Source organism: uncultured Desulfovibrio sp. (assembly GCF_944324935.1).
Taxonomy (GTDB): Bacteria; Desulfobacterota; Desulfovibrionia; order Desulfovibrionales; family Desulfovibrionaceae; genus Desulfovibrio.
Genome location: NZ_CALUYG010000006.1, coordinates 26,798 through 52,719 on the forward strand (window position 1 = coordinate 26,798; position 25,922 = coordinate 52,719).

Here is a 25,922-nt window from a genome sequence, read left to right on the forward strand (position 1 = left end):
TATTCATGATGTGAACTGAAAATATTCAGCATGCGGCTAAGGCTTCTTCCCAAATTTGAAGCGTCCTGGTGGGGCTATCCCCAAGAAGACCGCTGTCGTCTTCAAAGAAAGGGCTTTCAACCCGCTCCCCACTGGAAGAATCCGCCTTTGCCGGGGAGACGGACGCGGCCTTTTCCTTGTCAGACTTGCCGTCCCCGTCGGGACAGTACAGCCAGCCCAGCGCATCCAGCGCCGCTTCCAGACTGTAGGCCGCATCGGCCATATCCGGCTTCTCCAGCGCCTTGCCGTCCTTTTCCTTTTCCTCGGCCATGTAGTGTGCCCAGGGCGCGAAGGCTTCCACCCAGGCGGCCCGGCCCCCGCACTGATTGAGCGCATACCAGAGCGGACGATCTATGGGCCGCGTAAAGAGAAACTGCGGCCCGGCCAGCACGCCCTTTTTCCGGGCGCGGGTCAGCAGCGCCATGAACCACGGCAGGACATAGGCGCTGTGCCGCTTCAGGCAGGGTTCCTCAAGGATGCCCCTGTGCCGTGCGAGGGTATCCCCAATGCGCTCCCTGAAAGCCGGGTCTTCCAGAACGGTGCAGCGCGGTTCCGGATCTTTTTCCGCGCCTTCCGTTGGGGGCGTATCCGCTTCCGGCTCCTGGGTATAGGAGAGGGACATCTCGTCCAAGATGGCCACGGCTTCCTTCCGTTCCCCGGCGGCATATGCTAGGAAGGCGGCGGCAAGCGCCTGCCGGAAGGGCGGCAGTTCCGCCACGCCCATGAATTTCGGGCCAAGCTGCTCGTGGAAGACGTTCATTGCCCTGACCCGGTCGAACCTTCCCTGTCCGTAGGCGGGCATGTCCGCCTCGCCAAGCCCGTTCCGCAGGGCTTGGTCCGGCGTGAACGCCTCATCCTTCTCATCCTTCAGCAAGCCCTTCTCCAGAGCAAACTGGAGAGGGCTGCGGGCCATCCTCCACGGCCCCTCATCAAAGGACTTCGGATCAAGCAGGTACTTGCCTCGCCCCACCACAGGCGCAAGGCAGGGGAAGGATCGCACATTGTTTTCCAGCAGCGTCTCCATGTTGAACCGGCGCGTGAAGCTTTTCCCCCGGCCAGTCCAGGCCAGATAGAACAGCCCTCCCAGCATGGCGAAGAGTGGCCAGCGCAGCCATGAGCCCGCGTACTCCAGCGCGGCCACGACCTGCTTCCAGGTGAAGGCTTCCGGCGGCGTCTGAGTGAGATGCGTCAGAACCTTCTCGACATCCTCCGAAAGGATCCAGAACGGGCGCAATTCCCATTTCGCCACATCCAGCAGGAAGGCATTGATGCTCCCGGCCTTTGCCGCATACAGCGCCGGAAGGCCCAGAAAAACGACCGCCAGCGCGATCAGCAAAAATACCGTGGAATCCGACGAGTTCTCCTGATTCACCACGACCTCCTTTGCCCATTGGCGTACTCGATGAGCGCGGCCACGCGCCCCTGTTCCAGTTTCGTCAGATTGTCCCTCACCCGGCGCACATAGGCGCGATGCAGATGCCGTGTGCGGGAGTGGTACGCGCCGATGGCCTCCCAGAGGTCCCGCGTCCGATCCAGTTCCCGCGCCAGCAGCCAGGCTGCCGCGTCCGCATTGACGCAGGCGTCGGCGAGCACGTCGTGCGGACTGACGCCCCGCTCAAGCAAGGCGTTGACGTGGCAGGTGTTGAGCTGGAACGGCCCCATGTCCCACGTGCCATTCCGGTTGCTCAGCGCCTCGCCGGGCTTGCCTCCCTCGGTGGCCAGGATGCCCAGCAGTCCGGCCAGCGGCACATCATGCCGTTGGGCCGCTTCCCGGATGCACTCCAGCGAAAGATTGGCCCGCGCGGGCACGGATACCCGTTTCCGCGCCTGCGCCGGTTCCGCAATGACGAGGCAGAAAGTCAGAAAAGCAGAGAAACAGAAAAACAGTTTCATGTGTGAATATATTTTTTTGTTTGAATATTTTTCCGTTCAAAGTGACCGCATATACGCCTCAGTTCAGGCGTTTCCCCGTATCCGGGTCAAAGCCCTTGCTCACCAGGCGGCGGGCGATCTCGTCCACACGCAGGTAAACTTCTTCGCCGCCGTTGCGCAGCACCTCTTCCAGGAGGATTTCCTGGAGCGCCAGCTCCATGTCGGCGTCCTCTCCCTCTTCCTTGCTGCACAGGACGATTGTGAAGCCATCCAGCGTGAATTTCCGTTCCGTCATTTCAAGGCTCCCGTCAGCGGTCGGGAAATGTCCGACGCGCTCAAGCTGACCTGAAAAGGATTGTTGGTACCAAAGGTGTCCTGAATGCCGTTTTCCACGGTGGTCATGCCCTGCTGGATTTTTTCGTTGATGCGGGAGTCCACCTCATTGCAGAGCTCTTCCAGTATCTGGGCGAGCGTCGGCAGGGAGACGCCCATCGAAAAGGCGTCTCCCAGGCTGTTCAGCGAATCCAGGCAGGAAGCCAGCGCCGAGCGGCTTTCCTCCGGCGCGGGCAGCATGGCGTCCAGCACTTCCCGCACCCGCGTGTTGCGCTCCCTGGCGGCTGCCGCGGCCGCGCTTTCCATGTCCTCGCAGGGAGCCGCGAGCGCGGTTCCCGGCAGGACAAGCGATGATGCCAGCAGGCAGGCGACAAGACCGATTTTCATCGTGTGCCCCCTTTGCCCTTTTTGGAGGAGGAAAAGTCAGGCTTGCCGGCCTTGTCATCGACATAGAAGCGTTTGCCGTTCTGGTGCAGATCCTCATTGCGGCAGACCCAGTAAAAGTCGGACTTGCTGTCTTTTTTGAGGTAACGCCGCAAGGGATAACCGCACTGCGGGCAGGGATGCCAGACCGGCTTGCCGTTCTTGTCGTCCATGACGACTTCACGACCGCCCAGCGCATGCGCCGCCTTGTCGAAACAGCCCCAGCGCATCTTGCCGTCCTGCGCCCGAAAATGCTTCATGGGCTTCTTGCAGAGTGGGCAGTCAAAGGATGCGCGGGGCACGGGCTTGCCGCCCTTGTCGTCCATGAAGACCGCTTCCCCGGAAGCGTGGCCTTCCTTGTTGAAGCAGGCCCAATATTCACCGGGCCGATCCTTGCTCTTGCAGCGCCGGAGCGGCTGCCCGCATTCCGGGCAGGGATAGGCTCCCGCCATGCCGGTAATGGTCAGCGACCTGATCAGCTCCACATGTCGCGGAACCATATCCCGGATACCAGCGAGAAAATCCTCAAGAGAAAGTTTACCGTCGGCGACTTCTTCCAGACGGCTTTCCCACTCCGCCGTGGTCAGCGGATCCTTCAGGGCGGGAGGGACGAGTTCCACAAGCTGGCGTCCCAGCTCCGTGGAAACGATCTTTTTCCCGTCCATCGCCAGCAGGCCCTGCTTCAGAAGACGTTCAAGGATGCCCGCCCGTGTGGCGTCCGTGCCGATGCCCTTGGTCTGCCGCAGCGTATCTTTGGCGGCGGCATCGGCCTCAACGTGTCGGTGTACGTTTTCCATCGCCTCCAACAGCGTGCCGTCCGTGAACCGCGCCGGAGGCGTAGTCTTCTTCTCGGCGATGGTCACGTCGGCGCAGGTGACGGCATCGCCCTGGCTGACGGCGGGCAGTGTTTCGCCGTCAGGATCCGTGCCGGAGGAGAATGCCGTCCAGCCGGGTTCCAGCACCCGGCGTCCGGTGGCTTTCCAGCGCGTCCCCGCGATCTCCACCTCAATGGTTCGCGCCTCGTAGCGCATGGGCGGATGGAACTGGAGCGCGTAGTTGGCGCAAATGAGGGCATAGACTTGTTCAGCGTCCTTGTTGAGCGTCCCTTCCGGCAGTTCCCCCGTGGGGATGATGCCGTGATGCGCCGTCTGCTTCGCGGAATTCCAGGCCGGGCTTTTCAGGGAGGGATCCGCCTTGGCCGCCATGTCAGCCACGGCGGAGAAGGCTCCCGACAACGTGGCCAGCGCGGGCAGGATGCGGGCGGCGTCCGCCCGCTGATCTTCCGGCAGATACCGGCAGTTGGTGCGCGGGTAGGAGGTCAGCTTCGCCAGATACAGCGCCTGGGCGGCGTCCAGCACCCGCTTGGCCGTCATGCCGTAGCGGGCGGACGCCTCCTTGGACAGTTCGCCGAGCGAATAGGCCAGAGGCGGCTGTGTCTTTTTTTCCTCCACCGTGGCCAGCGTCACCACGCCGGTCTGTCCCATGACCGATTGCCGGAGGGCTTCGGCCCGCGCCCTGTCCACAAGGCGGCCTTCCTCATCCAGCCCCGGCGCGTTTTCTTCCGGCCGCCAGTTCGCCTGAAAGCGGCTTTCCCCATGCGTGACGGTCGCCGCCGGCGTGAAGAACGGATGCGGCTTGAACGCCTCAATGGTCTTGTCCCGTGCCGCCACAAGCGCCAGGGTGGGCGTTTGCACGCGGCCAACGGACAGGACGCCCCGCCTGCCGGCTTCCTGTCCCTTGAGGCTCATGGCCCGCGTGGCATTGATGCCCACCAGCCAGTCAGCGCGGGATCTGGCGCGGGCGGCGTCCGCCAGCGGCGCATATTCGCGGTTGTCCCGCATCTTGCCCAGTGCCTTGCGCACGGCCTGCGGCGTGAGTCCGTCATCCAGCCAGAGGCGTTCCACAGGGCCACGGTAGCCGAAGCGTTCCAGCACTTCGTCCACCAGCACCTGCCCCTCGCGATCCGGATCGCCGCAGTTGACCACAGAGCCGGCCTGCTTCAGCAAATCACGGATGATGCCAAGCTGATGCGCGGCCTTTTCCTTGGGCTTGGATTTCCAGACATCGGGCATGATGGGCAGATCCTCCATCCGCCATGCGCCCCATTTTTCATCGTAGTCCTCCGGCATGAATTCTTCGAGCAGATGCCCGGCGCACCACGTCACCACGTCCTCGCCGCAGTCGATACGGCCCGAACCGGGCCTGCCGTTGCCAAGACCGGCGGCAATGGCTTCCCCAAGCGATTTCTTTTCCGCAAGAAACAGACGCATATATCCTCCATGAGGGGGGAGACACGCCTCCCCCCTTCTTTCAATCCGCGGCTACCGCATCCGGGGGGCCGGCGAGCTGGCCTGGGGAGCGGGCGTGTCGTGCTCCCGCTGTTTCATCTCCTCCAGCTCCGCGTGCAGCGCCGTGGACACGTTGTCGCACAGGGAAGCCAGATCGCGGGCGCATTCCGGGTCGTCCTTGAGCGCCGCCTTCAGGAAGTCGGGATCTCGCAGCAGCATCCGCACCCGCGTCACCGTATCATCCGACATATTGTCGAATGCTTTCAACGCCTGTTCGCGAATCTCCGTTTTCGTGGGAGGCTCCGGCTGGGCGGCCGCGACCGGCGGGACGGGGGCCTCTTGCGGCGCTTCAGGCGCGGCTCCCTGTTCCCTTGTCTGCTGTTGCATCCTTCGCGCACCGTCCATCGTGGCGGCAACCTTCTCCCGTTCCCGCTCGAACATGCCTTCCGGGAGATATTTGGCGGCGCTTTCCGCCAGGCCGACGGTAACAAGGTGCGGCGCATTGGCCAGGACCGGCCAGGCTTCCTTCAGCTTGTCCCGCAACTCGTCCAGCGGGGCTTCGCGCTCCACCGCCCGCAGGATGCTTTCGCCGAGCTGGGGATGCGGGGCGGGGCTGTCGTTGCGTTGCATCCGCAGCTCCTCGCCCACGAACTCCAGCATGGCTTTCACTTCCTTGTATTCCGTCGCCCGGAAGTTCTCCTCCCAGGTCTCCTTCGGCGGGAACCACTTCGCCCTGGGCGTCTCGCCTTCCGCGAACTGGTGCAGGAGCGTCAGCACTTTCCCGGCGTCCGTGACCGCCCGGAACAGGCTTCGCGTGTCCTTTTCCCCGAAGGCCCGATCCCAGAGCCCGACATGTTGCGCCATGCGTCCGGTGTCCCGCTCGATGCCGAGGTAACGCCCGGCCAGCATGCCGAGGACTTCCGCCCGCATTTCCTCAAGGCCGCGTTTCCTCAGCGTCTCGCCCGCGTACAGCGGGCTGTTTTCCCGCGATTCATGCCCAAAGGCCCGGAAGGTCTCCCGCAGCTTCTGGAGCAGGAAGTTCCCCATGCGCTGGAAAAGATGCGGCCCGGACATGGTGATCCGGTTTTCATTTTCATCAAAACGGCTGGGCGAGCGCTGCGCCGTATAGTCCAGATCGATGCCCGAGGCCGCGACAAAGCGATCCACAAGTTCGCGCCGCTCACGCGAGGACATGGCCGGACGCTCCTTTCCCCTTGCCGGGAAATTCTCGATCTGCTGGGCGTTGAACACCGTGTACGGCGTATACAGCAGCGCCTTTTTCACTTCCGGCGCATCCAGGCCGTTGTTCTTCCGCTGCTCGCAGTCCAGCGTCTCTTCGGGCGTGAGCACCCGTCGCTCCCCGTTTTCCTCCACATAGGAGACCCAGCGGGAGGTCAGGACGGTCGTCCCCTTTTCCCCCGCGCGGATATGAATATTTTCATCGGGATACTCCTCCCGGACTTTTTGCAGCTGCTCAAAGGTCAGCCAGCGGTCGTCCGTGTAGCCCATTTCCTCGGACTTGAGCATGAGCAGCGCCATGTTGGCCCCGCTGAACTCGTGCCCGGAGACCGCCGAATACGGCAGGCTCCGCGCCGCCATATCCCCGGACATGCCCCCCTGGGCGGCGATATTGCGCATGGTTTCCGCGAAGCGCGCCACAAAGGCCGCCTGCGCGTCCTGGCTGCGCTGGAAGCGATCCTTATTGCTGGAAGCGGCTTTCGGGGTTTCCGCCCGGAATCTTTTGTGAGCGGTCACGGCAGCTTCAAGGCGTTCGCCGAAGTGCTGATCAAGCTTGGCGATGTCGTCCTCCATGATAAGAGCCTGCGAATCGCTCAGTTCCGCGTCCGTGTCACGCAGCTTCGCCACCAGCTCGGCCCGCCGATCCAGCAAGCGGATTTCCTCGTCGGTCAGGCGGTACTGTTCATCGCTCGTGGCCTGGCTCACTGTTTGCCTCCCGTACTGTTCGCCTTCGAGCGCTTCTTCCCTTCGCAGTTCTTCCTCAAGCGAGACGATTGTACGCCCAAGCTTTTCGTACTCCTGGGCAAGAGACCGCCGCTCTTCCTCCGACAGGTCGAGATTGTCGTCCAGCTCCATCATGATATCGTGATGGCGCTTCACATAGGCATCAAGCTTATCCTGCGTGCTCTGGTTCATCTTTTCCCCTTTCACCTCATTCTGATTGTGATTGTGAGAGAATAGTATTCTCTTTTGGGCGTCATACGCGGCGCGGGAGGATTGGTCATATTCCAACAACCGCAGCCTATCGTACTCTCTGTCAAGCAATGTGCGGAAGCTCTCTTCCAATGGTGCTTCTTCCCGAACCCTGTCGTGAGCGGTCAGGAGCGCACCGATGCGTTCCCCAAAATAGAGGTTGACATCAACGATCCCGCCATCCACGACACCTCTCGGAAGTCCCTTCTCCTCCACATGAAGAAATGAACCCATTTCAATCAGCATGTCTCGCCATTCCAGCATGAATATTTCCTCGCCGGTCAGCATCGGAATACCTTCACGCTGTTGCTTTTCAAGAACGGCAAGCTCTCTCTCAAGACCTGACGCACGTGCCCTCCCAGGAGAGGGAACGCTGCTCAACTCCGCAATGATGTTGTCGATACGGTCTTCATAGGCTCTGGCGATATGTTCTTTCCAGAGCTGCCCATGTTTTTTGACTTCAGTTTCCGTCCAGGATCGTTTTGCTTCTTCAAAGTCTTCCGTATTCTGGCTCATCGCGCACCGCCAGTGCTGTCCGTGGTATCCTGCGCGTCATACGGGGACAGGAAACCCGCTTCCAGCGCTTCCGCTTCCGTCATGACGAACGCTCCGTTTTCCAGCTCCCTGTCCAGCTCTTCCCGGCTCAGGCTTTCCTGGCGCGGGGCGTCGGAGCGCACCGGCGCGTCGTACAGGCCGTGAGAGTTGAGGCCGTTGGTTTCTTTGTTCATATATTCTCCCATTGTATATATTTTTTGGTTTTTCGTGTCTGGATATATTCATGTTGATATATCCAGACACCGGATATATTCACCAGCGGCAGCGCTGACGCCAGTGCCGCTCGTTCTCCCGCGTTTCCCGGCGTTCGCCGATGAGCAGACGAAGCCGCAGATAGCGGGCGCAGGCGGCGGGCGTCATGCCCATGCGCTGCACCACGAACAGCGCCCCGATGCCGGCCAGCGCGACGGCCGCCGTGGCCGTGCTCCAGTGGAGCAGCCAGACGCCCAGCGGAAAGATCGCGCGGGCGTCCAGAGGGCCGACTTTCGGCGCAAGGCCGGTGTCCCGCCAGAGAACTTCCCGCATCAGAAGCTCCTCATGTCGGGACGCTGATAGGCCGTCACTTCGCCGGTATCCTCGTCATAAGGGTATTCGTCACGCGCCGGAGGCGTGGCGTCCACATAGGGAGCGGGTCTGGAATAGCCCGAGCCCGCGCCGTGGCCGGAATAATCCGGCGGCGTGGTGTCCACCACGTCGTCATCCACCGGCTGGGCCGGACGCGGAGCGGGAGCGGGCGCGTTGCCGCCGGGAGCCTCCTCACGCGGTTCGTATTTCCGCATGTGCAGCTTGATCAGGCCGGTATCCTTGTCCGGCACGGGTGTGGCGAAAAGCTGGAGATTGAACGAACCGTCCCGGTTGGGCCAGGCCGAGCCCATGCGCGCCCACTGCGTCTTGATCTCCTGTCCCGACCGGTATTCCCGGATGCTCAGCACGTCGTAGCGTTCCTTCTGTCCACTGGTCTGTTCACTCATGGCATTCTCCCGTGAGGTGTTTGCGCTCCGCCAGGATGGCGGCAAGCGCGTTTCCGTCGATGAGACCCTTCCCGTGCAGGGAAAGGGCCGCTTCCTGCATCCGCTGGCCATGCGCGGGCAAAAGCTCTTCGCAGGCCGGGACAAGCCGTTCCGTGGGCGTATCCAGGAGCGCCTCCCGGACTTCCGGCGTGAACGGCAGAAATTCGCGCACGGCCACGCGCCCCTCGCCGTCCGCGCGGGGAAGGAGCCGCTGGGAGACGACGAGCCGCAGGCTCGCGAGCAGCGTGGCCGTGATTTGCAGGCGTTCCGCATAGGGAAAGACGTTGATGATGCGGGTCAGCGTCTCCGGCACGGAGCGCGTATGCACCGTGGAGTAGGCCGTCACCCCGATCTCCGCGCTCTCGATCATGCCCCGCAGCGTCTCCGGGTCGCGGCTTTCGCCGATGAGCACCACATCCGGGGCCGTGCGTGTGGAGTTGCGCGTGGCCGCCAGAAAGGACTTCAGGTGCTCCGGCACGGAGCTTTGCGACACCGGCCCCCCGATGTGCGGAATGGCCCGCAGGTCGAATTCGATGGGCGCTTCATAGGTGGAAACGTGTTTGCCGCCCCGTTCGATGATCTCCCGCAAAATGGCCGCCAGCAACGTGGACTTGCCCGACCCCATGACGCCCGTCACCAGCACGAGGCCGTTGGACGGGAAGGCGTGTTCGAGCAGGTGCGGTTCCACGCCCAGCGCCGGGAGTTCCGGCGGCGCGGACGGGATGGTGCGGAACACCATCTTCACGCCCGTGGCGTAGCCGTCGGCCACCGGCATGGCGTTGCCGCGATAGCGGAAGCGCACGCCGCGCGTCTCCTCGATCTGGTACGAAAAGTCATAGTCGCTGCCGCTGGACTTGAGGGATGCCGACACGGAATTGTTCCGCGTCATCTTTTCCAACGCCGCGAAGAGTTCATCCGCCGTGATGGGGCGTTCGGACACGCGCCGCCAGTGGCCGTGCAGGCGCATCCATGCCGGATCGCCGGATTGCAGCAACATGTCCGACATGCCCGCGTGCGTCCCCCAGAGCAGCAGCTCGTCGATCTGGCCATGCTCCCAGCGCAGGGGAGGTTCATGGGGAAAAAGCTCAGCGTCCATGCTTGTTTCTCCTGTCCTTCACCTGCTCCGCGTGGGGCGTGACGAAAAAGGACGGCTCCGTGATGCGGTACACCTTCTGGCCGAGGTTCATGCGGTTGCCGTCACCCGTCACCCTGACGCCCAGATCGGCGTCCGCCGTGCGAACCCTGCTCAGCAGGTGCTGGGCCGTCAGCAGGTGATAGAGCAGCACTCCGCGATAATCCCGCACGAGCCGGGACACGTTGTCCGTGAAAAGGTTGTCCGCTTCCTCGACGCCCTGCGCCCATGCTTCGCGCACGGCGGCCCGCCAGATGGCCCGTTCTCCGCTGTTTTGCGGCAGTACGGCGAGATTGGGCTGCTCCGGCTCCGGGAAGGAGTCCGCCATGAGGTAGGAGCGCCAGTGCGGGGCCACGGGCACATAGCGGGCCTTTTGCAGCATCTCGTAGGTCGTGCTGGCCGTGGTGGCCGTGCCGTCGTCATCGATGCGCATGGACGCGCCGGCGCGGGTCAGCACGGGCGGCATGATCAGGGCGTCGCCCTGCGTCATCATGAGCGGCGTGAAATTGAAGGCCGTCTCCATGATGGCCGCGTGCCTGTCCACGGCCTCAAGCAGCCTGCCGTACCGCCAGGCTATGGCGGTCTGGAACGTCGTCATCCGCGCCGCGTCCCGGATGGCCGAAGGCCGCAGCCGCGTCACCGCCGTTTCCTTGCGGCTGGCTGACGCCTGCAAATCCAGCAGTTCCGCCAGTTCCGCCGGGTCGTCCGGGCGCGGCCCGGACGCCTTCGGCAGCGGCTCCTCCATGAGCAGCGTCGTGCCGGTCTGGTTCGCGGGCGCGGGATTCGCCGCTTCCGGGGTGGCCGCGCCGGTCTGGCCGGTCTGAGCGGTTCGTTGCGCCGTGTCCGGCGCTTCCTTCAGGGGCGGCATGGGTACGGTCGCGTCCGTCGGATTGGCCTTGCCCGCCGTGCAGCCGAAGCCGCTCGCGGCAAGAAAGAAGGCGAGACACAGCCCCCCGGCGCGGCGCATGGCGCGGGACGGCGCGGGCTTTCTGGCCGTCTGGCGCTGGACGGGCCGGGACGGGGCTCTTTCAGGGGAAGGCGGCACTGACGGCAGGCAGGTCATGCGGCGTCCGTTCAGCATCGGCAGGCAGAAGATCAGCTTGCCCAGCAGGTACAGCATGAGGGCCAGCCAAGTACCCAGAAAGGCGCACAGCATGATGTTTCGCGCCGTACCTTCCCGGAGGTCGGGGAAAAACGCCTGAAAGAAGCGCGATCCCTCGCGGTTTTCCTCCCGCGCCACGCCTTTCTGCTCCCGTTCGGCCCCGGCGGCGATGCCCGCCTTGAAGCCGTCCCGGTAGCCCCGATTGTACGCGCAGCCGTTGAACGGCTCCGGCGACGGCGAGAGCGCGGGGAGCGTGGCGACGCTTTCCTCCACCGGCATGGGGGGGCGGCGCGTCATCAGTGGTCTGGCGTCCTCAAGCTGGGGTGGTTCGGGGCGTGGCGGTTCCGGCGGTGCGATGGCCGTTGTCGCCGTTTCCAGAGACAAGGCGGCCTTTTCGACACGCACCTTCGCATCCCTTTCTCCCAGAGCGGGCAAGGGAACCGGACGAGGGATATGCCGAACGTCAGGCTTTCCGCTCATCAGGATGAAAGCAAAGGCGGCCATGAGCACAGCCGCCAGCATGGCGGCAACCAGCAACAGCTTTTTCTTCGGACTCATCGTCCCGTCCTCCCCAGCGTCAGGATGCGGTTCACCACATCCACCCGCACCGACGCCTGCGGCTGTACCTGCCAGGCCACGTCCTCAATGACGCTGTAGGCCGGGCGATCCGTTCCCTGCACAACTACCATGAGCGGCTGGGCGCTCGGTCTGCCCATCTCCTGATAGCGGTAGCCCACCTTGAGGCAGACCGCCTTGAGGATGCCGTCCGCCGGGCCTGTCCAGGCCACCGTCACCGGCACATTGAGCGACGGATCCGGCGGGGGCAGCAGCGGCTGCACACCCTCACCGCGCAGTTTCGCCAGCATGGCCAGATCGCCGTGCGCCTTCTCGGCGGCCTGTCCCAGCGTCACGGCCACAAAGTCCGCCGGGCTTTGCGCGGGCGGCGTCTTCCGTTTCGCCGCCGTGCAGCCGCACAGCAGTGAAAGGCAGGCAAGCAGACACACCCCCCGGCCCATGCGGGACAAGCGGTCAGATTTTTGTCTGAATATTTTCATTCGCTCACCTCAAAAATATTTTTCAAGAATAAGAATAAAAACAGCTTCACATTGATATATATTTATTGACAATATATGCAAAGTTTGGCAGTGTCATACACAGGAAAAACAAGGAGTTATGCCGTGAATATCATCGTCATTGCCAACAAGAAGGGTGGCGTGGGCAAGACCACAACGACCCAGAATCTGGCCTCGGCTTTTGCCCGCGGCGGCAAGACCATCCTTGCGCTGGACATGGACGCGCAGGCCAATCTGTCCCGCGCCTGGGGCGTGACCGCGCCGGAGAAAAGCGTGCTGGACGTGCTGCGCGGCAAGGCTTCCTGGAAGGAAGCGAGCCTGCCCGTGGAGAAGCACGAAAACGGCTGCGTTCTGCTTGTCCCCGCCGTGCGGGAACTGGCGGCCCTGCCGGAGCTGTTCGCGCAGGAGCTGGGCAAGGAGTTTTTGCTGAAGGAGGCGCTGTCCTCCCTCACGCAGGCCGTGGATGCGGTCATCATCGACAGCCCGCCCGCGCTGGACTTGCTGGCCGTCAACTGCTATGTGGCTGCCGACCGGCTGCTCGTTCCGGCGCAGTGCGAGTTCTTCAGCCTCGAAGGGCTGAAGCTCATGCGCGACGACATGCGCCGTGTACAGGCCCGTCTCAATCCCGGACTGGACATGCTGGCCGTGGTGCCCACCCTCGTGGATCGCCGCAAGCGGCTCTGCCGCGACGTGCTGGACTGGCTGGGCAGGCTGGACGACGGCTGGAAGGTCACGCGCACGGTCATTCGCGACAACGTGGCCCTGGCCGAAGCCCCCAGCCACGGACAAAGCATCTTTGACTACGACGCCCGTTCCAACGGTGCTCAGGACTATGCCCTGCTCGCCGAAGAGCTGACGGCGCGTTTGGAAGGAGGCCATCATGGCAAGGAATAAGAAGGGACTCGGCACGCTGGCCGATGCCGATGACGGCGATCTGCTCGGCAAGGTCTTCGGCGAAGACGAAGGCCACAAAGAGGCCGCCCGGCCCGCCAGGGCCGAAAAGGAAGAGCTTGTGCCCAAGTACTTCAAGCTCGACAAGGCGCTCGTCAAACGGCTCAAGATATACTGCATAACAAGAGAGCGATCGGAAAAGGATGTCGTCACGGCGGCTCTGACCTCATTTCTTGAACAGGAAGGGGCATAGCCAGCGGCTGAAGGGCACAAAATGCCTGTCCACCAGCACGGACATGCGCCACACGGTGGTCAGGCAGCCCAGAAGCCCCACGACAAGGAAGGGCAGTCCGGCGAAAAGGAAGAGCGTATCGCCCGACTGGCTCCACCTGCTGAGGATCAGTCCCCCAAGGACGACGGGGATGCAGAAGATGGTCGTCCGCAGGCGCAGCATCCGCATCGCGGTCGGAATCTCCCGCTCGCCCGCGATGCCCCAGGCCGCCAGCACCCGTGAAAAGTCTTCCTCAAGTTCCCGTTGCAGTTCCGGCGAACGGCGGGCCTTCAGCCAGGAAAGCCGGTAACGAAGGTCGTCGTTCAGCCCGGAAAGGTGTTCCAGGCTCGGATGGAAGGCATTGTGGATGCCCGTTCGGATCCGGGCACGGGTTTTCTTAAACATGGTGTTCAACTCCAAAGGAGAGGATGAAATGGCTGAAATCTATGTGAAGCATAAGAAGACCTACGTTCTCGTGAAATTCTGTGGTTTCTGGATTTATTTTTGGTTGTTTAGCCTTGGTGTCGTTTTTGTGCTGAGTCTTCTTTCAGAACTATCTGGATCAACTACTTCAATTTTTTCTGAGCCTTTTTCCTCCAGCAGAGGTCGCTCTTTTTGGATAGGATCTGCCTTTGCTCTCATATGTTTCGCAGGGTATAAGTTTGTCTGCAAAAAGCTTGAGCACCGCATTGACGGCTAGCCTTGCAGATTATTTTCTGTTGCCGTGGGCGTACCCGCAGGGATGCTCGGATCGATTGATTCCGTCCCACGAGATCCAGATCTCGCCCCCCCTGCGTTGCCCTGTCCATCCTCATTTCCCCCATTGCCACCGCGCCCTTTCGCCTTGACCCGTTGGTGCGCTTCCCGGCTAGACTCGCTGATGGCATTGGTGGAACCGGCAATGACTGTCTTGGTTCCGGCCTGGTCTTCCTTTTCTCCGAGTGAGTGCAACTGTTGGCCGATCCAGTTGGTCACGTGCTCCGGCAAATAATGGATGAGAGAAAAGAACTTGTTGGCAGCCATGATGATCACCGCGCCCAGGATGATGGACATGGAAACAGATCCCACCAGGCCCATCACTTTGGCTTGCGACATGCCGCTGAAAATCAGCTCAAAGCCCGTGCCGACAAGGCGTCCCAGCACATTGAGGAGCACCACGGCGCAGAAGAAGCCCGCCACCATGAGCGGCGGACGGATGAGGATAGCCAGAAAGAGCATGTAGCCACGCCTGCCGTGCTGTCCGGCGGCTCCGTCGCCCTCCGGCAGGGCATGGGCGCATATCCAGAGCGGGGCCGCGATGAGCGACTCCACAATGAGGATGATCCAGCCGCAGAGGGCGGAGACCCAGCGAATGAAGGGAATGGCGGGCAAGTAGTAGGCCAGCACAATGCCGTAAAGCGCCAGTGGCAAGATGACGGTAAAGGCCAAGAAAACCGTAATACCCTCGCTGGCAATGAGTTTGGAAAGAACTGGTATCGCTGAAACGGCAAAAATAGCTCCAAAAAGAGCTTCTGCAATGCCTATAAAATAGTCGCCTATATTCGACAACGCCATGATAGGGTCATTATTCCCAAGATATTGAAGTGTAATTTCAATAATGTTTCCACCTATCATATTGTTAAATTCATTTTTGATCTTGCTAATCACAATTTCCGCCACGTTCTCCTCATCCGTCACGGACGGCGAGGCCGTGGTATCGGTGATGCCGCGCCGGTTGGCGTAGGCCGTGGCGATGTAGTTCTCAAGACGCTGCTCCACGGCCCCGGCGTCATGCAGGCCATGTGTCATGGCGTCCCATTCGGAGTCCGTCCATTCCGGGGCGCTGTATGTGATGCCGGAGTACATGGCGGCGCGTGTCTCCTGGTTGATCCACGAGATCGACCAGTACGACGAACCGGCGATGAACCAACCATATTGCCCGGCCAGGTCCTGAAAGTCCTTGAGCTTGGCCTGAAGCTGTCCCTGCTTCGCGTAGCTCTGGAGGCCGGAAAGGATGTTGGCGTTGATGATGTTGGCCGCGTTGTAGAGCGCCGTGGGGTCGATGTCCGACGCGGGCACGTTGGGATCGGCGAGCCTGGCGGCCACGTCGTGCAGCGAGGCGATGGCCGGATCCACGGCGCTGCGCTTGCCCGCGCAGAGCGCGTCCGACGGATTGATGCAGTCGATGGTGATCTTCCCCGCGTTGCCGTTGAAGAAGAAGGTGGATTCGCCCCCGCGCGTGATGAGGTTCTCGCTGTACTGCCACTGCCCCCCCGGCTGGACGTTCAGGCCGCGCCGGTCGCGCAGGTAATACTGGCGGGTCAGCGAGGTCAGCACGCCGTTGGCGATGGACGAGTACTTGGTGACGTTCTGATCCGGAGCCTGCACCGTGATTTGCCCGCCATGCTCCACAAAGTAGTCCACGCCCAGCTCCCAGACATGGTTCCCCAGATTGATCGACCAGCCGATGCAGGCCAGCAGCGCGATCTGGAAGATGGAAAGCCCCTTGAATATGGGCGCGAGCGCCCCCATCGCCATGACGCAGCGCAGGGGCATCCAGAGCGAGGAAAACTTCTTGCCGAGGGGCACGCCCTCGTGCGCCGTGCCCGCCACGGCAATGGCCATGATCCAGATGAAGAAGGCCGACAGCAGGGCCAGCGCCACCAGATTGAAGGCCGCGAAGATTTGCAGCATGAGCTCGGCGGCCTGCGAGCCGCCGAGGCTCTGCCCGAACGTCTCCCAGCCCTGCCCCAGCAGGGCGTCCAGAAACTGCTTGGAGGCGTCGGTCTTGAGCAGAATCTCATTGGTCGCGGGTATGTCTGTCGCGGGCATGGCGGATACTCCCAAACTTGACTTGGTGTCCGATTGAGCTACAACTGTTCACAACGGGCCGCCGCATGGAGTGAGGCGGCCCATATTTTCGTGTTCTATTCCATGTCCGGCGATTCCATGCCCGCCGCTTGCCTCAGCGCTCGCAGGGTCATTTCCGCCGATTCCTCGCCACCTGAGTACTCGACAAACTCCCGCCAGTTGTTTTCAACCAGCATGACAAGAGCCACTTCGTCCATGGTGTCCTTTTCCATGGAAAACCTCCTTGATTTTTCCTACTGTTGCGTTCCGATCATCCGCCGGAAGAGAGCTTCCATTTCCTTGCCGGTGGTTCCCTCCATGCGCGTCAGATAGTCCAGAGAAGTGACCACGGAGAGCCTGTCCAGATACTCCATGTTGCGGTGCTGGAGCTGGAGCTGCACGGACTGCATGAGCACGAGTTCACGCAACAGCCCGGCCTCGGTGGCGCTCGCGATCTGCGTGTACCAGTTGGGATTCCCGGCGCGGGCCTGCACCAGCAGGTTCAGCAGGGCGGCTTCGGACATCTTTCCGTCCACCACGCCGGGCGGCGTCCCCTGCGCCCCGGCCTGCTTCCATTGCTCCACGGCCCATTGGGCCACTTCCGGCGGCAGCGTGGGCGCATGGAAGGCCACATGATGGTCAAGGGCTTCCCGCGCCGTCTGGATGCGCCCCTGATGCACGAGCCGTGCGGCGGCATAGGTCTGCCCGGCGGCGGTATTCTCCTTTTGGTCATCCGTGGGCATGGGCAGGGGACGAGGATCCGCCAGCGTCTTGATCGCTTCGTGCGCCTGCGCGAGCTGCTCCGCCGTGAGCGTGCGATCCAGCGGGAACATGCCTTCCACCATCTGCTTCACGTCGGGATGGTCTTCCGCGAGCTGGCGCTCCAGATAGTCCAGCGGTCTGGCATCGGGGTTGCTGGAGTAGTCGATCTGTTTGCCGCGCATGTCCCGGCGCACATCCGTGGCCGCCTGCGCTCCCACCTGCACGCCCGCGCCCACGGCGCTGGAACCGCAGAGGGAACCGGGCTGGGCCGTCGCGCCGTACAGGTCGCCGGTCTCCACGGCTTCCTTCGCGGCGAGCAGTCCCTTGATGGCGGCCGCGTTGGACTCCTTGAGGTCGATGATGGCCCGCACGATGGACGCGGACGACACCTTGATGATGCCGATGATGTTCTGGGCGGCCAGCGTGATCTCCGTGCGTATGCCCGCCGCTTCGGCGCTGGTGTTGGCGTTGATGATGCCCTGCGAGCGGTTGATCATGCTCTGGATCGCGCCGCAGTCGCAGCCTCCGGCCCATGCGGCGGACGGAAGGAGACACAGCCCGCCCAGCAGCAGGCCCGTCGCGGCATGTTTGTATATTTTCATGGACTGCATGATGTTCTTCCTTTCTGTCTTTCTGCCTCGATTTGAAAAATATTTTTCAGTTCTTCTGACTTTCTGTTTTATCTTTCGGTATATTCAGAAGTTCCCCGGCGATTTCATGGATCACGTTGGTGAGCTCCTCGCCGGACTGGTCGGCGACAAGCCGCCTGCGCCGCTCCACTTCGGACTTGGCCGAGCCGCCGGGAAAGCGCCTCGCCAGACGGCGCAGGGCTTCCGAGGGCGGCAGATGCCGGTACAGCGCATTGCGGATGGTCACATCTTCCGTGGTCGTGGAGAAGGCCCAGAGCGATTGCGGGCCGATGGTCAGGGTGAGCGGGAGCTGAGAATTGCCCTTGCCCGTGCGGAATTGCGCGATGAGGTTAGCCCCGGCCGGGCCGGGCTTGCCCAGCCGCGACAGGGCGTGACGGCAGGCCCCGTTGAAGCCGAAACGGGCGCAGATGGCGTCACAGGCGGCTTCCGTGCCCCCGCCGAGGATGAGCACGCTGGTGGCCTGCTCGCAGATGATCTCCGGCATGTCGTCGATGGACTGCGAGTAGAGACCGAGGGAGAGGTTCCACTTGCGGGACTCGCGGGACATGGTAGTCATGTCCGCGAGGAGCTGCCCGGCCACGGACATGTTCCTGGTCACGCGGTGCGCCTCGTCGTAGCACAGCCTTTTGGGATCCTCGCGGATGGCCTCGATGCGCTCCGCGTGATAACGCCGGTACAGCGGCGGCATGAGCTTCACGTCGTCCGGCATGAGAAAGAAGCGGGAGCCGAGCACATGCCGGGCCAGCATGTACATGACGGCGGACTGGCGGTCGGCTGTGGCCGTGCCGCGCGGAGCCACTTCATCGAGATCGAGGCTCACGACCTGGGCGTCGCCCAGCTCGAAGCGCGTAGGCCCCTTGAGGATGACGTATGCCTCGATGGCGTCCACGATGGAGCGCCGCACGTTGTTCCGCGTGGTCGCGTCGTAGAGCGCCTCGATGCCGGGATTCTGCGAGATCTGGGCGGAGATGTCGGCCAGCAGGGGCACGGCATAGCGCTGGGCCAGCCATGCCTCATGGATATGGTCATGCTCAAAAAGGAAATCCACCACTTCCCACCAGGTCGTGCGGCTGTCCATGCCCATACCTTCCCGCACGAGCAGCTCGTGCAATTCCGGCAGCGTATTGGCCTGATAGGGGCGCGGGCGGCCCTGGCGTTCGTCCGCCAGCGTGTCATAGGCCAGATCGATGGCGCGGCCCAGCATCTCCGGCACGCCGTCGGCAGGCGCGTCCGCGTTGTGCGGCGTGGCCAGCAGGGAAAGGAAGTTGACCAGGAAGGTCTTGTGCGACGGCAGCGGCCTGCGCAGGCCAAGCGGAGTATCGAAGGGATTGATGGTATGGGCTTCGGTCATGCGCAGGCGGTGATAGGCCGCGAGATGCTTCTTTCTTTCGGGCAGGTTGGCCCGCAGCAGCGTGATCAGACCGGAGGACGACGGCCCCACGTCCACGATGGACACCCAGGGCAGGCGGGTAAGGCCAGCCTGCATCACAAATGCGAAATTCATGGCATTGAGGAAAACGGACTTGCCCGCGCCCATCGGCGCGACGCCCAGATCGATCCAGGCGGCCTGTTCCGACGAGTTGGGCGCGAAGGGAAAGACCTTGCCGTCCCGTGTACGCAGCAGCAGGCTGCCGTCCTTCCAGGGGGACGCGGGACGCAGGGGGAGCATACCAAGCGCGGCGGGCAACGGGGCCGCCGTCACCGGGGCCGGAGACGTGGGCATCATGGCCGGCACAGTGGCCGTGAAGCCCAGCAGGGGATCGCCAATGGCTTCCGAGACATCAGCGGTTCCCCAGCCTTGTACGGCCTTGGCCAGCTCGGCCATGCGCCGCCGGAGCAGTTCATGGGCCGAATCTTCCGGGCCGTCGGCCCAGGTGCAGAGGCAGATGGAAAAGCGGACACAGCACGTCCCTTCCAGATCCATCGCCCGCAAATCGTCCACGGCCCGGTTGAAACGCCTGTTGTCCGAGGACGTGAAGGCAAGGATGGAGGCCAGCAGGGGCTTGAGGCCGAGATGCAGGCCGCCGTCGGCCAGGAGGAAGGAGATACGGTACGGAAGCCGACCGCCCTCTCGGTACGCGATGGTGCGGAAGACCTCCTGAAAGGGCTTGGGCGTCTGGGGCATGAGGGTCATGATCAACGGCCCGAAGACGCGATCCCCGATGCGCAGGGCGCTGCGGGAAAGCATCTTGCCTTCACGCGGCCAGAGCTGGTGTCGGAAATCGGGATAGACCACCCGCTGGAGCCTGTCCCGCTCCGGCGCGTCAGGATCGGGAAAGCGGAGCGGCAGGGGATCGCCGGGGATGAGTGCCCGCCACTGACTGTCCGTGAAGGCGGGATCGATGCAGAGACGGATGTCCCGCAGCGCCTCATGGGGAGAAAGCTCATGCAGGAGGAGATCGGCCTGCCGGAAGGCGTCCAGTACGCCGGACAGAAAGCCGTTGTGCGCGTCGCGCAGCCCGGCCAGGGCGGCACAGACGTTCTGGCAGCCCGGAAGATTCGGCACGGACGACATGGCCAGCCGACGTTCGGCGACGGCTGTCTTGCGCAAGTTGTTCTCCAGCGCGTTGGGCCGCGTCCAGATGACGAGGAAGCACGACTCACTCGCGCAGTGGGTACGCAGGGCCTCGCTCCAGTCGTCAAGCAGAGCGTCGATGTGCAGGCCGAGACCGCGAGCGGTCAGCCGCGAGGGGCGCAGCAGCTCGTCGATGCGCCGTGCGCTCCCGTCGGGATCGTACTCGAACACGCACTGGATGACGTGCCCCGGACGGGAAAGGGAGGACTGGAGTTTTTCGGTCAGCACGCTGACGATGTGGTTGTATTCGGCCACGCCGACGTGCTTGAGCGAGCCTTCCAGACGCAGGACGCTGATCAGGCTGCCGTCGTCGGCCACAAGGGCGTTGCCGTCCACGGTTTCCAGACGGCAGTAGCCGCTGACGGGAGCGTGAAGGAGGTCGGAGATGATTTGCATCCCCCGGTCTATGCCGGCGGCAAGACGATCAAGCATCAGGCGTCCCTCTTGAGGATGATCTGTTCGATGACCACGCCGCGCGGCGTGGCAACGGTGGATGCGCGACGCACGAGCACCGCGGCGAGGAGCTTCTGGGTATTTTCAACACCCTGGCTCGACTCATACGAGATGAGCAGCGGAAACTCGATCTTCCAGCTAGCCTTGCCGTCGATTTGACCGCTGGCCACGATGACCGGGGCCTGCGTCACCACGGCGGATGCCGAAAGACGTTTGTTACGGATCATGTCCAGGATGCCGGAAGTGGCCAGCGCGTCCATAAAGCTTTTGAAAGACGCTTCGGAGAAGCTGGCGCGGGCGCGTGTCAGCTTTTCCCGCCATTGCAGGAAGTCCAGGGACATGGTTCCGCAGACGGTTTCCGTGACCCAGTTGGTGAGTCCCTGCTGGGTCAGGACGGGCTGGGAAAGCGGCACGAGCGGCGCGAGGCGCAAGTCCGGCGTGGCCGCGAAGTACTGGGGCGTGGGCCGGAACCAGAGCAGGCCGCCGATGACGACCAGGCAGAGACACAGCCCGGCCCCCTGCGCGAGGCAGAGCTTGAGGATGCGCCGGTACTGCGTCCGATACCAGTCCAATCCGTTGTAGACGGCGGAGCCGTCATACAGCGGGACATGCCCTTCCTCCGGGGTTTCCGGCGTGGGTTCCGATGGCTTCTTTCTGGCAAAGGGATTGAAAGACATGTCCCGCTCTCCTGTTTAGTTGATGCCCAGCTCGCCAAGCCCGGAGGTCTGATCCGAGCCGAAAATCGTGGCCGCGCCGGAGCCCACGATCTCGCCGAGGGCAAGGGCAAGGACGCCGACGAGAATCTTGACGATCCCGCCGCCGAAGGTCTTTTGCGGTTCGTGTTTGCTGGCCTGGTACATTTCGACGATGCCCAGGATGACGAAGATGACGCCCGCCAGGTAGCCGATCATGGTGATGCCCCTGGCCATGCCCGTGGCGTTGGAGGCCACGTTCTGGCCGATGTCGCCGAAGCTGACGGCGGCGTGCGTCAGTTCGGGCGTGAAAAGGGCGCAGGCCGAGAGGGCAAGCAGGCTCAGGGCGCAGCGTGTGGGTGTCGGTGTCGGGTTGTTGTACATGGCTCCTCCTATCCGAGTATGGTTGAGATGTAGGACTGCACGTCGCCGCCGATGGTCGCGCCGATGCCGCGCAGAAAGGTGATCAAGTTGACGGCGATGATGCCGCCCACCATATGCACGATGCCGCGGCTGAAGTTGCCGGGCTGTCCGGCGCTGTCCCGCAGCAGGCAGACGCCGCGAATGATGCCGATGACGCCCACGGTCATGATGGCGTAGACAGCGAACTGGATGTAGACGCTCCCCGGTGATGACGGCGGGCTGTAGCTCAGGGTCTGCTCCGAGGATTGGTTGAAGATCGTCATGGACAGGGAGTCCATAAGCGAGGGCAGATTGAGCAGCAGCACGGCGGCAAGGAAGGTCAGCGCGGCCCCGCTCCGGCCATGCCGGTGGCGCGGATTGACCGCCTGCGTCAGCGACAGCACGGCAAAGGCCAGACCGATGAGGTAGGCCAGCAGGATGATGGGCTTCCACCACTGTTGCAGGTGCGGCAGCACATTGGCGAGGTAGTTTTCCATCAGTTGCTCCTGTTTTTGCGCCAGACCCACGGCGGCACGGGCACGGGATCGCTCCAGAGGCCGACCTTGCGCTTGCGGGCGGTGTTTTCCACCGTCTGCCAGCCGATGCAGACCGGACGGCGGCAGTAGCGATCATACAGCCAGGCGGCTCCGGCCTTGAGAAGTTCCTCCTGCAGGACGGATCCGTCATCCAGTCGGACGATGCCGACCACGCGCCCGTACTTGTCTTGATCCACCTTTTCCAGCTTCACCGTGCGGCCCAGCGCCAGACGTTTGGTGATGGCGGTGGCGTCCGCCCCGCGAGCCTGCCGCTTCTCAGGGCAGTCCACGCCATAGAGACGGATACGCCTGCCGTCGGCGGCGCGGAGCGTGTCTCCGTCCGACACGGCGCTGATGAGCACGCTTTCCGTCCCCAGGCCCAGCCTCGGCAGAAAGTCGGACAGGCTGATGCCCCCCAGACAGACGAGGGAAAGCAGAAAGAGAAGCGGCTTGCGATGTTTCATGGCCTTTCCGTTGGAGGTTGAAGAAAAAAGCTGTATGGTGCGCATCAGGCATCGTGCATATGAAAACTATTTGGCTTCACAGGAGGAAACATGAAAAGTTCACACAAGAAATGGATTGAAAAGCTAGACAAAATTTCCAGATATGTTTCACTTTCTATTGTTGTGGAAAAGCTGGCAAAGTTTTCACGAAATGATACTTTCGATGAAAAAGGGTACGCAAAATGCAAGGCCATACTTTCGAAAAGTTCATCATATCTGCAAAATTTCTTGTGCATTCTCATTTCTACATTGACCACTGTTAATATTGCTGTTTTAGTATTTGTTATTTCTCAGAAAAATAATTTTCCAAGCATAATAACTGGCATCTTTGTAGCATTCGCTTTCTTTATTTTTGCAGAATCAATATTTGCCATGTTGTATTCCATTTTTTCATTGTTAATAACTCACAAGAGAATTTTAAAGCTATCAACTGAAAACAGTTCAGATAATTTAAAACTTGAGTTTGAAATGGAATATGAATTGCTTAAATTTTTAATTTCCATGTTCATAGCATCCTCAATGTCCATGATTTCTTTTACCATTCTGGCATATATATTATCATCGCTAATATGAGACAAATTGACGAAACAAGCATGAAAAAGAAGAATACCATGCAAAATGTTTCCTTTTTCGATCTCCAAAATAAAAAGTTGAAAAAATCTATATATATAATCAGAGAGACAAGAAGCGTATTCAAAAAAGCGGACAAAAGGCTTTCGTTGCCCAGAAAGAAAACAAGAAAAAACAAAAAGAACACGCCCGCAAAGAGCAGCGCGAGTAACTTGACCGCAACGGAGAACTCGGGAGACGTGTCGTCCTCTTTGGGGCGCAGCCACTTGGGAAGTTCGGAAAAATCGTTCATGATGACTTACCTCTCAGCAAGGATATTCCGCACATGGCGGACGATGGATTGCGCGTAGGCCCGACCCCGTTCCGGGTTCCGATGCAGGGGTGTGTGGTAGTAGGCCACGGCCCGCCATGTCAGACCATGCCGCCGGATCTCCTGCGCCAGAATCCAGACGCCGATCTTCGCGTTGTTGCGCGGCTCAAGCACCTGCTCCACTTTCCAGCCGTACTTGCGCAGCCAGAAGCTGTTGATTTGCATGATGCCGATGTCCACGGATCGCCCCGCCCGCATGGCGGCGCGGGCGATGCTGACGGCCTCGTCTTTCGTGCGCGGGCGCACGTCCTTTCCAGCGATATTGAGGATGTACGGGTGACAGCCGCTTTCCTGCCGCGCGATGGCCAGCGCCAGCGTCTTGGGCACGTCGTACTTCGCGCACGGCGCGTCAAAAAGCGACTCAATGGCAGCCTGCCGCTCCATGAGGGAAGCCGCATGGGCCGTATGGACGCAGCAGCACAGCGGCAAAAGCGCCAGAAGGATGAGCTTGCGAAACGGAAGCTGTTGCCTGTAATCTCTCACGCCAAATTCCTAATGGAGGTTTTTATGGTTCGTCGTTCTCAAGGTTGCCGCCCCGCCAGACGCCGAGGGGCTTATAAAGTACACACACCATCGAAACCTGCTTCAACAAAATCTGAAGCTGATCATAGTAGTGAAAACATGAAAGAAGATTTGGAAATCGGTAAATCATTTTTTGATCGACTAAAGCACATTTCAATCATTGTATTTTCCGTAAATACCGCCATGATTGTTGCGCTTTTTCGGTATCCCCACAGTGAAGGCTATGTATCCATCATTGCTTTTGGCATTTTTATTTCTTCTCTTTTATTTTTGAAATGTATGCGAGAAACAATCAAAGCATATGATGCAGTAAATTTAAAAGATAAGGAAATGTACAAGAAGCAGATGAGAAAATCTTTTACCAGCCTTGAAATACTAACGTATACATCAGTTATTGCCTTTGAAGCTGTGAGCTTAGATTTTATTTGTAAATGTATAGTAACGAATGTTGATAACTTAAAGAATTACTTAAGTGGGCCTTGGAATGGAATACTGCTTATAATAGACTTAATAAAAGATTGGATTTCCTGAAACAAGAGAAATAAAAATAGCCAGACCCCAAAGCAGGATGATGATCACGCCAAGCACAAATGTCGTTGCTCTCATGACAGGGAGAAGCGCTTCGAGCACACGATCCTCCGTCTCATCCAGCCATTCCGAAAATGTCTTCTTGCGGCACATTTCTTCAGATTCCCGCATGGCCCTGGCTTCCGCCTCCAGTCCTCTCCGCAGCACGACCCGCAACTGCTGTCTGTGCAGCGCGGGAGGCAGAATTCTGTGAGGGTGGCTTTTCTTTTGCTGTGGTCTCATGACGCTTTCTCCATGAATTGGAGTCCATCGGCTTCCGCCATGCGCTCGCCAAGCCAGCGCATGACGTTGACGCACATGGCATTGCCCAGCGCCCTGTACCGGAGACGATCCGGAGCGGGACGACCACACCACCACGGGATGTCCGTCCAGCCGTCGGGGAAGCCTTGCAGGCGCTCCGCTTCCAGGGGCGTGATCCGTCTGACGCCATGTGACGGAATCAAGGTCTCCGTCTCAAAGTCGTAGCGTTCCGCACGGCTTGTGAGGCAGCGGGCAACGGAAATGAGGCGGCCTTCCTGCCAGGCGTTGTCCGCATAGGGAGTCGTCGTAAGCGGGGGCACGACAGGGATATAAAAACCGCCTTGCGCCCGGTTGTCGTCCGCGCCCCCACATCCGAAGCTGTGGGTAAGCGCCTGCGTCACGCGATCCGTGCCGCGACACGCTCCAGCGCCTCCTTCAGCGCCGGAGGCAGCCGCCGTCTCCGCCTTTCCGCCCGGCGCAGGATGCCCGCGCAGGCTTTCGGGCTCAAAAAGAACCGAGGCGGGATAGCGCCAGTCTCCAGAATGTCCGACAACGAAGAGGCGACGGCGGCGCTGGGGGACTCCGAAGTACTGAGCGTCAAGCACTCGCCATGCGAGATGATACCCGCACCCGGCCAGCGCCCCGACGAATGTCCCGAAGTCCCGTCCGCCGTTTGTCGAAAAAGCTCCGGGGACATTTTCCCAGAGGAACCAGCGCGGGCGGATCGCATCAACAAGTCGGACAAAGTGCATGGCCAGTCCGCTGCGTGCATCGTCCAGCCCCTGACGGCCTCCCGCGATGCTGAAGCCCTGACAGGGCGTTCCGGCGACAATGATCTCAACCGTTCCATGAAAATCTTCTCCCTCAAGTCGCGTCATGTCGCCGAAGTTCGGCACGGACGGATAACGATGCGCCAGTACGGCGGACGGGAACGCCTCGATCTCGGAGAATCCGACCGGCTGCCAGCCGAGCGGCTCCCACGCGACACTGGCGGCCTCGATGCCGGAACACAGGGACAGATAGCGCATCG

The 25,922-nt window shown here is 61.3% G+C and carries 29 protein-coding genes; 5 read left to right on the forward strand and 24 right to left on the reverse strand.

Features of this window, described 5'->3' with window-relative positions:
• Positions 1–25: 25 nt before the first annotated feature.
• From Q0J54_RS02490 to Q0J54_RS02545, 12 genes are all read right to left on the reverse strand, one after another.
• Positions 26–1,411 (reverse strand): hypothetical protein, encoded by a 1,386-nt coding sequence (locus Q0J54_RS02490; protein WP_296303761.1) that lies wholly within the window; start codon positions 1,409–1,411, stop codon positions 26–28.
• Positions 1,408–1,932, reverse strand: coding sequence for a lytic transglycosylase domain-containing protein (locus tag Q0J54_RS02495; protein WP_296303763.1), 525 nt, complete (start codon positions 1,930–1,932; stop codon positions 1,408–1,410). The genes Q0J54_RS02490 and Q0J54_RS02495 overlap by 4 nt, the downstream gene beginning before the upstream one ends.
• A 58-nt stretch (positions 1,933–1,990) precedes the next feature.
• Positions 1,991–2,206: a hypothetical protein gene (locus Q0J54_RS02500; RefSeq protein WP_296303765.1), complete on the reverse strand. Its 216-nt coding sequence runs from the start codon at positions 2,204–2,206 to the stop codon at positions 1,991–1,993.
• Positions 2,203–2,631, reverse strand: a complete 429-nt coding sequence (locus Q0J54_RS02505; RefSeq protein ID WP_296303767.1) for a hypothetical protein — start codon at positions 2,629–2,631, stop codon at positions 2,203–2,205. The genes Q0J54_RS02500 and Q0J54_RS02505 overlap by 4 nt, the downstream gene beginning before the upstream one ends.
• Positions 2,628–4,937, reverse strand: coding sequence for a DNA topoisomerase 3 (locus Q0J54_RS02510; protein WP_296303769.1), 2,310 nt, complete (start codon positions 4,935–4,937; stop codon positions 2,628–2,630). Before Q0J54_RS02510 ends, Q0J54_RS02505 begins: the two co-directional genes overlap by 4 nt.
• 51 nt (positions 4,938–4,988) lie before the next feature.
• A complete protein-coding gene (locus tag Q0J54_RS02515; RefSeq protein WP_296303771.1) occupies positions 4,989–7,430 on the reverse strand; it encodes an ArdC-like ssDNA-binding domain-containing protein in 2,442 nt (813 codons plus the stop codon).
• 248 nt (positions 7,431–7,678) lie between these two features.
• Positions 7,679–7,894 (reverse strand): hypothetical protein, encoded by a 216-nt coding sequence (locus Q0J54_RS02520; protein ID WP_296303773.1) that lies wholly within the window; start codon positions 7,892–7,894, stop codon positions 7,679–7,681.
• A 79-nt stretch (positions 7,895–7,973) separates the two neighbouring features.
• Positions 7,974–8,246: an IcmT/TraK family protein gene (gene icmT / locus Q0J54_RS02525; RefSeq protein WP_296303774.1), complete on the reverse strand. Its 273-nt coding sequence runs from the start codon at positions 8,244–8,246 to the stop codon at positions 7,974–7,976.
• The gene (locus tag Q0J54_RS02530) at positions 8,246–8,692 is read right to left on the reverse strand and encodes a hypothetical protein (protein ID WP_296303775.1); all 447 of its coding nucleotides are present in this window, start codon (positions 8,690–8,692) and stop codon (positions 8,246–8,248) included. The genes icmT and Q0J54_RS02530 overlap by 1 nt, the downstream gene beginning before the upstream one ends.
• The gene (locus tag Q0J54_RS02535; protein WP_296303777.1) at positions 8,685–9,827 is read right to left on the reverse strand and encodes an ATPase, T2SS/T4P/T4SS family; all 1,143 of its coding nucleotides are present in this window, start codon (positions 9,825–9,827) and stop codon (positions 8,685–8,687) included. The genes Q0J54_RS02530 and Q0J54_RS02535 overlap by 8 nt, the downstream gene beginning before the upstream one ends.
• Entirely contained in the window at positions 9,817–11,523 is a 1,707-nt protein-coding gene (locus Q0J54_RS02540) for a type IV secretory system conjugative DNA transfer family protein (RefSeq protein ID WP_296303778.1), read from the reverse strand. The genes Q0J54_RS02535 and Q0J54_RS02540 overlap by 11 nt, the downstream gene beginning before the upstream one ends.
• On the reverse strand, positions 11,520–12,020 hold the full coding sequence (locus Q0J54_RS02545; protein WP_296303780.1) for a DotD/TraH family lipoprotein: 501 nt from the start codon (positions 12,018–12,020) through the stop codon (positions 11,520–11,522). The genes Q0J54_RS02540 and Q0J54_RS02545 overlap by 4 nt, the downstream gene beginning before the upstream one ends.
• A gap of 123 nt (positions 12,021–12,143) precedes the next feature.
• On the opposite strand from Q0J54_RS02545, the gene Q0J54_RS02550 reads away from it, so the two are divergent.
• A complete protein-coding gene (locus Q0J54_RS02550; protein ID WP_296303781.1) occupies positions 12,144–12,932 on the forward strand; it encodes a ParA family protein in 789 nt (262 codons plus the stop codon).
• A complete protein-coding gene (locus tag Q0J54_RS02555; RefSeq protein ID WP_296303783.1) occupies positions 12,919–13,182 on the forward strand; it encodes a hypothetical protein in 264 nt (87 codons plus the stop codon). The genes Q0J54_RS02550 and Q0J54_RS02555 overlap by 14 nt, the downstream gene beginning before the upstream one ends.
• Here Q0J54_RS02555 and Q0J54_RS02560 read toward each other — a convergent pair.
• Positions 13,156–13,605 (reverse strand): hypothetical protein, encoded by a 450-nt coding sequence (locus tag Q0J54_RS02560; RefSeq protein ID WP_296303785.1) that lies wholly within the window; start codon positions 13,603–13,605, stop codon positions 13,156–13,158. The two genes, Q0J54_RS02555 and Q0J54_RS02560, sit on opposite strands and share 27 nt — an antisense overlap.
• Before the next feature lie 28 nt (positions 13,606–13,633).
• Here Q0J54_RS02560 and Q0J54_RS02565 point away from each other — a divergent pair, with 28 nt between their 5' ends.
• Positions 13,634–13,900: a hypothetical protein gene (locus tag Q0J54_RS02565; RefSeq protein ID WP_296303786.1), complete on the forward strand. Its 267-nt coding sequence runs from the start codon at positions 13,634–13,636 to the stop codon at positions 13,898–13,900.
• Here the strand turns inward: Q0J54_RS02565 and Q0J54_RS02570 are convergent.
• The 8 genes from Q0J54_RS02570 to Q0J54_RS02605 all read right to left on the reverse strand — a co-directional run bounded on the left by Q0J54_RS02570 (position 13,897) and on the right by Q0J54_RS02605 (position 22,563).
• Positions 13,897–16,011 (reverse strand): DotA/TraY family protein, encoded by a 2,115-nt coding sequence (locus Q0J54_RS02570; protein WP_296303788.1) that lies wholly within the window; start codon positions 16,009–16,011, stop codon positions 13,897–13,899. The genes Q0J54_RS02565 and Q0J54_RS02570 overlap by 4 nt on opposite strands.
• A 95-nt stretch (positions 16,012–16,106) precedes the next feature.
• Positions 16,107–16,262, reverse strand: coding sequence for a hypothetical protein (locus Q0J54_RS02575; protein ID WP_296303789.1), 156 nt, complete (start codon positions 16,260–16,262; stop codon positions 16,107–16,109).
• A gap of 21 nt (positions 16,263–16,283) precedes the next feature.
• Positions 16,284–17,402 carry a hypothetical protein gene (locus tag Q0J54_RS02580; protein ID WP_296303790.1) on the reverse strand — a complete coding sequence of 373 codons (1,119 nt, stop codon included), beginning with the start codon at positions 17,400–17,402 and terminating at the stop codon, positions 16,284–16,286.
• 46 nt (positions 17,403–17,448) lie between these two features.
• Complete coding sequence (locus Q0J54_RS02585) at positions 17,449–20,448, reverse strand: hypothetical protein (protein WP_296303791.1); 3,000 nt, start codon at positions 20,446–20,448, stop codon at positions 17,449–17,451.
• The gene (locus Q0J54_RS02590) at positions 20,448–21,146 is read right to left on the reverse strand and encodes a DotI/IcmL/TraM family protein (RefSeq protein ID WP_296303792.1); all 699 of its coding nucleotides are present in this window, start codon (positions 21,144–21,146) and stop codon (positions 20,448–20,450) included. Before Q0J54_RS02590 ends, Q0J54_RS02585 begins: the two co-directional genes overlap by 1 nt.
• Positions 21,147–21,161: 15 nt before the next feature.
• The gene (locus Q0J54_RS02595; protein WP_296303793.1) at positions 21,162–21,545 is read right to left on the reverse strand and encodes a DUF6750 family protein; all 384 of its coding nucleotides are present in this window, start codon (positions 21,543–21,545) and stop codon (positions 21,162–21,164) included.
• Positions 21,546–21,553: 8 nt separating this feature from the next.
• Positions 21,554–22,060 (reverse strand): hypothetical protein, encoded by a 507-nt coding sequence (locus tag Q0J54_RS02600; RefSeq protein ID WP_296303794.1) that lies wholly within the window; start codon positions 22,058–22,060, stop codon positions 21,554–21,556.
• Positions 22,060–22,563 carry a thermonuclease family protein gene (locus Q0J54_RS02605; RefSeq protein ID WP_296303795.1) on the reverse strand — a complete coding sequence of 168 codons (504 nt, stop codon included), beginning with the start codon at positions 22,561–22,563 and terminating at the stop codon, positions 22,060–22,062. Before Q0J54_RS02605 ends, Q0J54_RS02600 begins: the two co-directional genes overlap by 1 nt.
• 90 nt (positions 22,564–22,653) lie before the next feature.
• Here Q0J54_RS02605 and Q0J54_RS02610 point away from each other — a divergent pair, with 90 nt between their 5' ends.
• Positions 22,654–23,175: a hypothetical protein gene (locus Q0J54_RS02610; RefSeq protein ID WP_296303796.1), complete on the forward strand. Its 522-nt coding sequence runs from the start codon at positions 22,654–22,656 to the stop codon at positions 23,173–23,175.
• Between the two features lie 295 nt (positions 23,176–23,470).
• Here Q0J54_RS02610 and Q0J54_RS02615 read toward each other — a convergent pair whose 3' ends face one another.
• Positions 23,471–24,025 (reverse strand): lytic transglycosylase domain-containing protein, encoded by a 555-nt coding sequence (locus tag Q0J54_RS02615; protein WP_296303797.1) that lies wholly within the window; start codon positions 24,023–24,025, stop codon positions 23,471–23,473.
• A gap of 24 nt (positions 24,026–24,049) precedes the next feature.
• On the opposite strand from Q0J54_RS02615, the gene Q0J54_RS02620 reads away from it, so the two are divergent.
• The gene (locus Q0J54_RS02620) at positions 24,050–24,595 is read left to right on the forward strand and encodes a hypothetical protein (protein WP_296303798.1); all 546 of its coding nucleotides are present in this window, start codon (positions 24,050–24,052) and stop codon (positions 24,593–24,595) included.
• On the opposite strand, the gene Q0J54_RS02625 is transcribed toward Q0J54_RS02620, so the two are convergent.
• Positions 24,572–24,874, reverse strand: coding sequence for a hypothetical protein (locus Q0J54_RS02625; RefSeq protein WP_296303800.1), 303 nt, complete (start codon positions 24,872–24,874; stop codon positions 24,572–24,574). The two genes, Q0J54_RS02620 and Q0J54_RS02625, sit on opposite strands and share 24 nt — an antisense overlap.
• Positions 24,871–25,920, reverse strand: coding sequence for a DNA cytosine methyltransferase (locus Q0J54_RS02630; protein ID WP_296303801.1), 1,050 nt, complete (start codon positions 25,918–25,920; stop codon positions 24,871–24,873). The genes Q0J54_RS02625 and Q0J54_RS02630 overlap by 4 nt, the downstream gene beginning before the upstream one ends.
• Positions 25,921–25,922: the final 2 nt, after the last annotated feature.

Excerpts from the sequence above, each read along its gene's own strand:
- Q0J54_RS02495 (WP_296303763.1), bottom strand. The coding sequence starts at position 1,932 with ATGAAACTGTTTTTCTGTTTCTCTGCTTTTCTGACTTTCTGCCTCGTC.
- Q0J54_RS02500 (WP_296303765.1), bottom strand. The coding sequence starts at position 2,206 with ATGACGGAACGGAAATTCACGCTGGATGGCTTCACAATCGTCCTGTGC.
- Q0J54_RS02505 (WP_296303767.1), bottom strand. The coding sequence starts at position 2,631 with ATGAAAATCGGTCTTGTCGCCTGCCTGCTGGCATCATCGCTTGTCCTG.
- Q0J54_RS02510 (WP_296303769.1), bottom strand. The coding sequence starts at position 4,937 with ATGCGTCTGTTTCTTGCGGAAAAGAAATCGCTTGGGGAAGCCATTGCC.
- Q0J54_RS02515 (WP_296303771.1), bottom strand. The coding sequence starts at position 7,430 with ATGCTGGAATGGCGAGACATGCTGATTGAAATGGGTTCATTTCTTCAT.
- Q0J54_RS02520 (WP_296303773.1), bottom strand. The coding sequence starts at position 7,894 with ATGAACAAAGAAACCAACGGCCTCAACTCTCACGGCCTGTACGACGCG.
- icmT (WP_296303774.1), bottom strand. The coding sequence starts at position 8,246 with ATGCGGGAAGTTCTCTGGCGGGACACCGGCCTTGCGCCGAAAGTCGGC.
- Q0J54_RS02530 (WP_296303775.1), bottom strand. The coding sequence starts at position 8,692 with ATGAGTGAACAGACCAGTGGACAGAAGGAACGCTACGACGTGCTGAGC.
- Q0J54_RS02535 (WP_296303777.1), bottom strand. The coding sequence starts at position 9,827 with ATGGACGCTGAGCTTTTTCCCCATGAACCTCCCCTGCGCTGGGAGCAT.
- Q0J54_RS02540 (WP_296303778.1), bottom strand. The coding sequence starts at position 11,523 with ATGAGTCCGAAGAAAAAGCTGTTGCTGGTTGCCGCCATGCTGGCGGCT.
- Q0J54_RS02545 (WP_296303780.1), bottom strand. The coding sequence starts at position 12,020 with ATGAAAATATTCAGACAAAAATCTGACCGCTTGTCCCGCATGGGCCGG.
- Q0J54_RS02555 (WP_296303783.1), top strand. The coding sequence starts at position 12,919 with ATGGCAAGGAATAAGAAGGGACTCGGCACGCTGGCCGATGCCGATGAC.
- Q0J54_RS02560 (WP_296303785.1), bottom strand. The coding sequence starts at position 13,605 with ATGTTTAAGAAAACCCGTGCCCGGATCCGAACGGGCATCCACAATGCC.
- Q0J54_RS02565 (WP_296303786.1), top strand. The coding sequence starts at position 13,634 with ATGGCTGAAATCTATGTGAAGCATAAGAAGACCTACGTTCTCGTGAAA.
- Q0J54_RS02570 (WP_296303788.1), bottom strand. The coding sequence starts at position 16,011 with ATGCCCGCGACAGACATACCCGCGACCAATGAGATTCTGCTCAAGACC.
- Q0J54_RS02575 (WP_296303789.1), bottom strand. The coding sequence starts at position 16,262 with ATGGAAAAGGACACCATGGACGAAGTGGCTCTTGTCATGCTGGTTGAA.
- Q0J54_RS02580 (WP_296303790.1), bottom strand. The coding sequence starts at position 17,402 with ATGCAGTCCATGAAAATATACAAACATGCCGCGACGGGCCTGCTGCTG.
- Q0J54_RS02585 (WP_296303791.1), bottom strand. The coding sequence starts at position 20,448 with ATGCTTGATCGTCTTGCCGCCGGCATAGACCGGGGGATGCAAATCATC.
- Q0J54_RS02590 (WP_296303792.1), bottom strand. The coding sequence starts at position 21,146 with ATGTCTTTCAATCCCTTTGCCAGAAAGAAGCCATCGGAACCCACGCCG.
- Q0J54_RS02595 (WP_296303793.1), bottom strand. The coding sequence starts at position 21,545 with ATGTACAACAACCCGACACCGACACCCACACGCTGCGCCCTGAGCCTG.
- Q0J54_RS02600 (WP_296303794.1), bottom strand. The coding sequence starts at position 22,060 with ATGGAAAACTACCTCGCCAATGTGCTGCCGCACCTGCAACAGTGGTGG.
- Q0J54_RS02605 (WP_296303795.1), bottom strand. The coding sequence starts at position 22,563 with ATGAAACATCGCAAGCCGCTTCTCTTTCTGCTTTCCCTCGTCTGTCTG.
- Q0J54_RS02610 (WP_296303796.1), top strand. The coding sequence starts at position 22,654 with ATGAAAAGTTCACACAAGAAATGGATTGAAAAGCTAGACAAAATTTCC.
- Q0J54_RS02620 (WP_296303798.1), top strand. The coding sequence starts at position 24,050 with ATGGTTCGTCGTTCTCAAGGTTGCCGCCCCGCCAGACGCCGAGGGGCT.
- Q0J54_RS02625 (WP_296303800.1), bottom strand. The coding sequence starts at position 24,874 with ATGAGACCACAGCAAAAGAAAAGCCACCCTCACAGAATTCTGCCTCCC.
- Q0J54_RS02630 (WP_296303801.1), bottom strand. The coding sequence starts at position 25,920 with ATGCGCTATCTGTCCCTGTGTTCCGGCATCGAGGCCGCCAGTGTCGCG.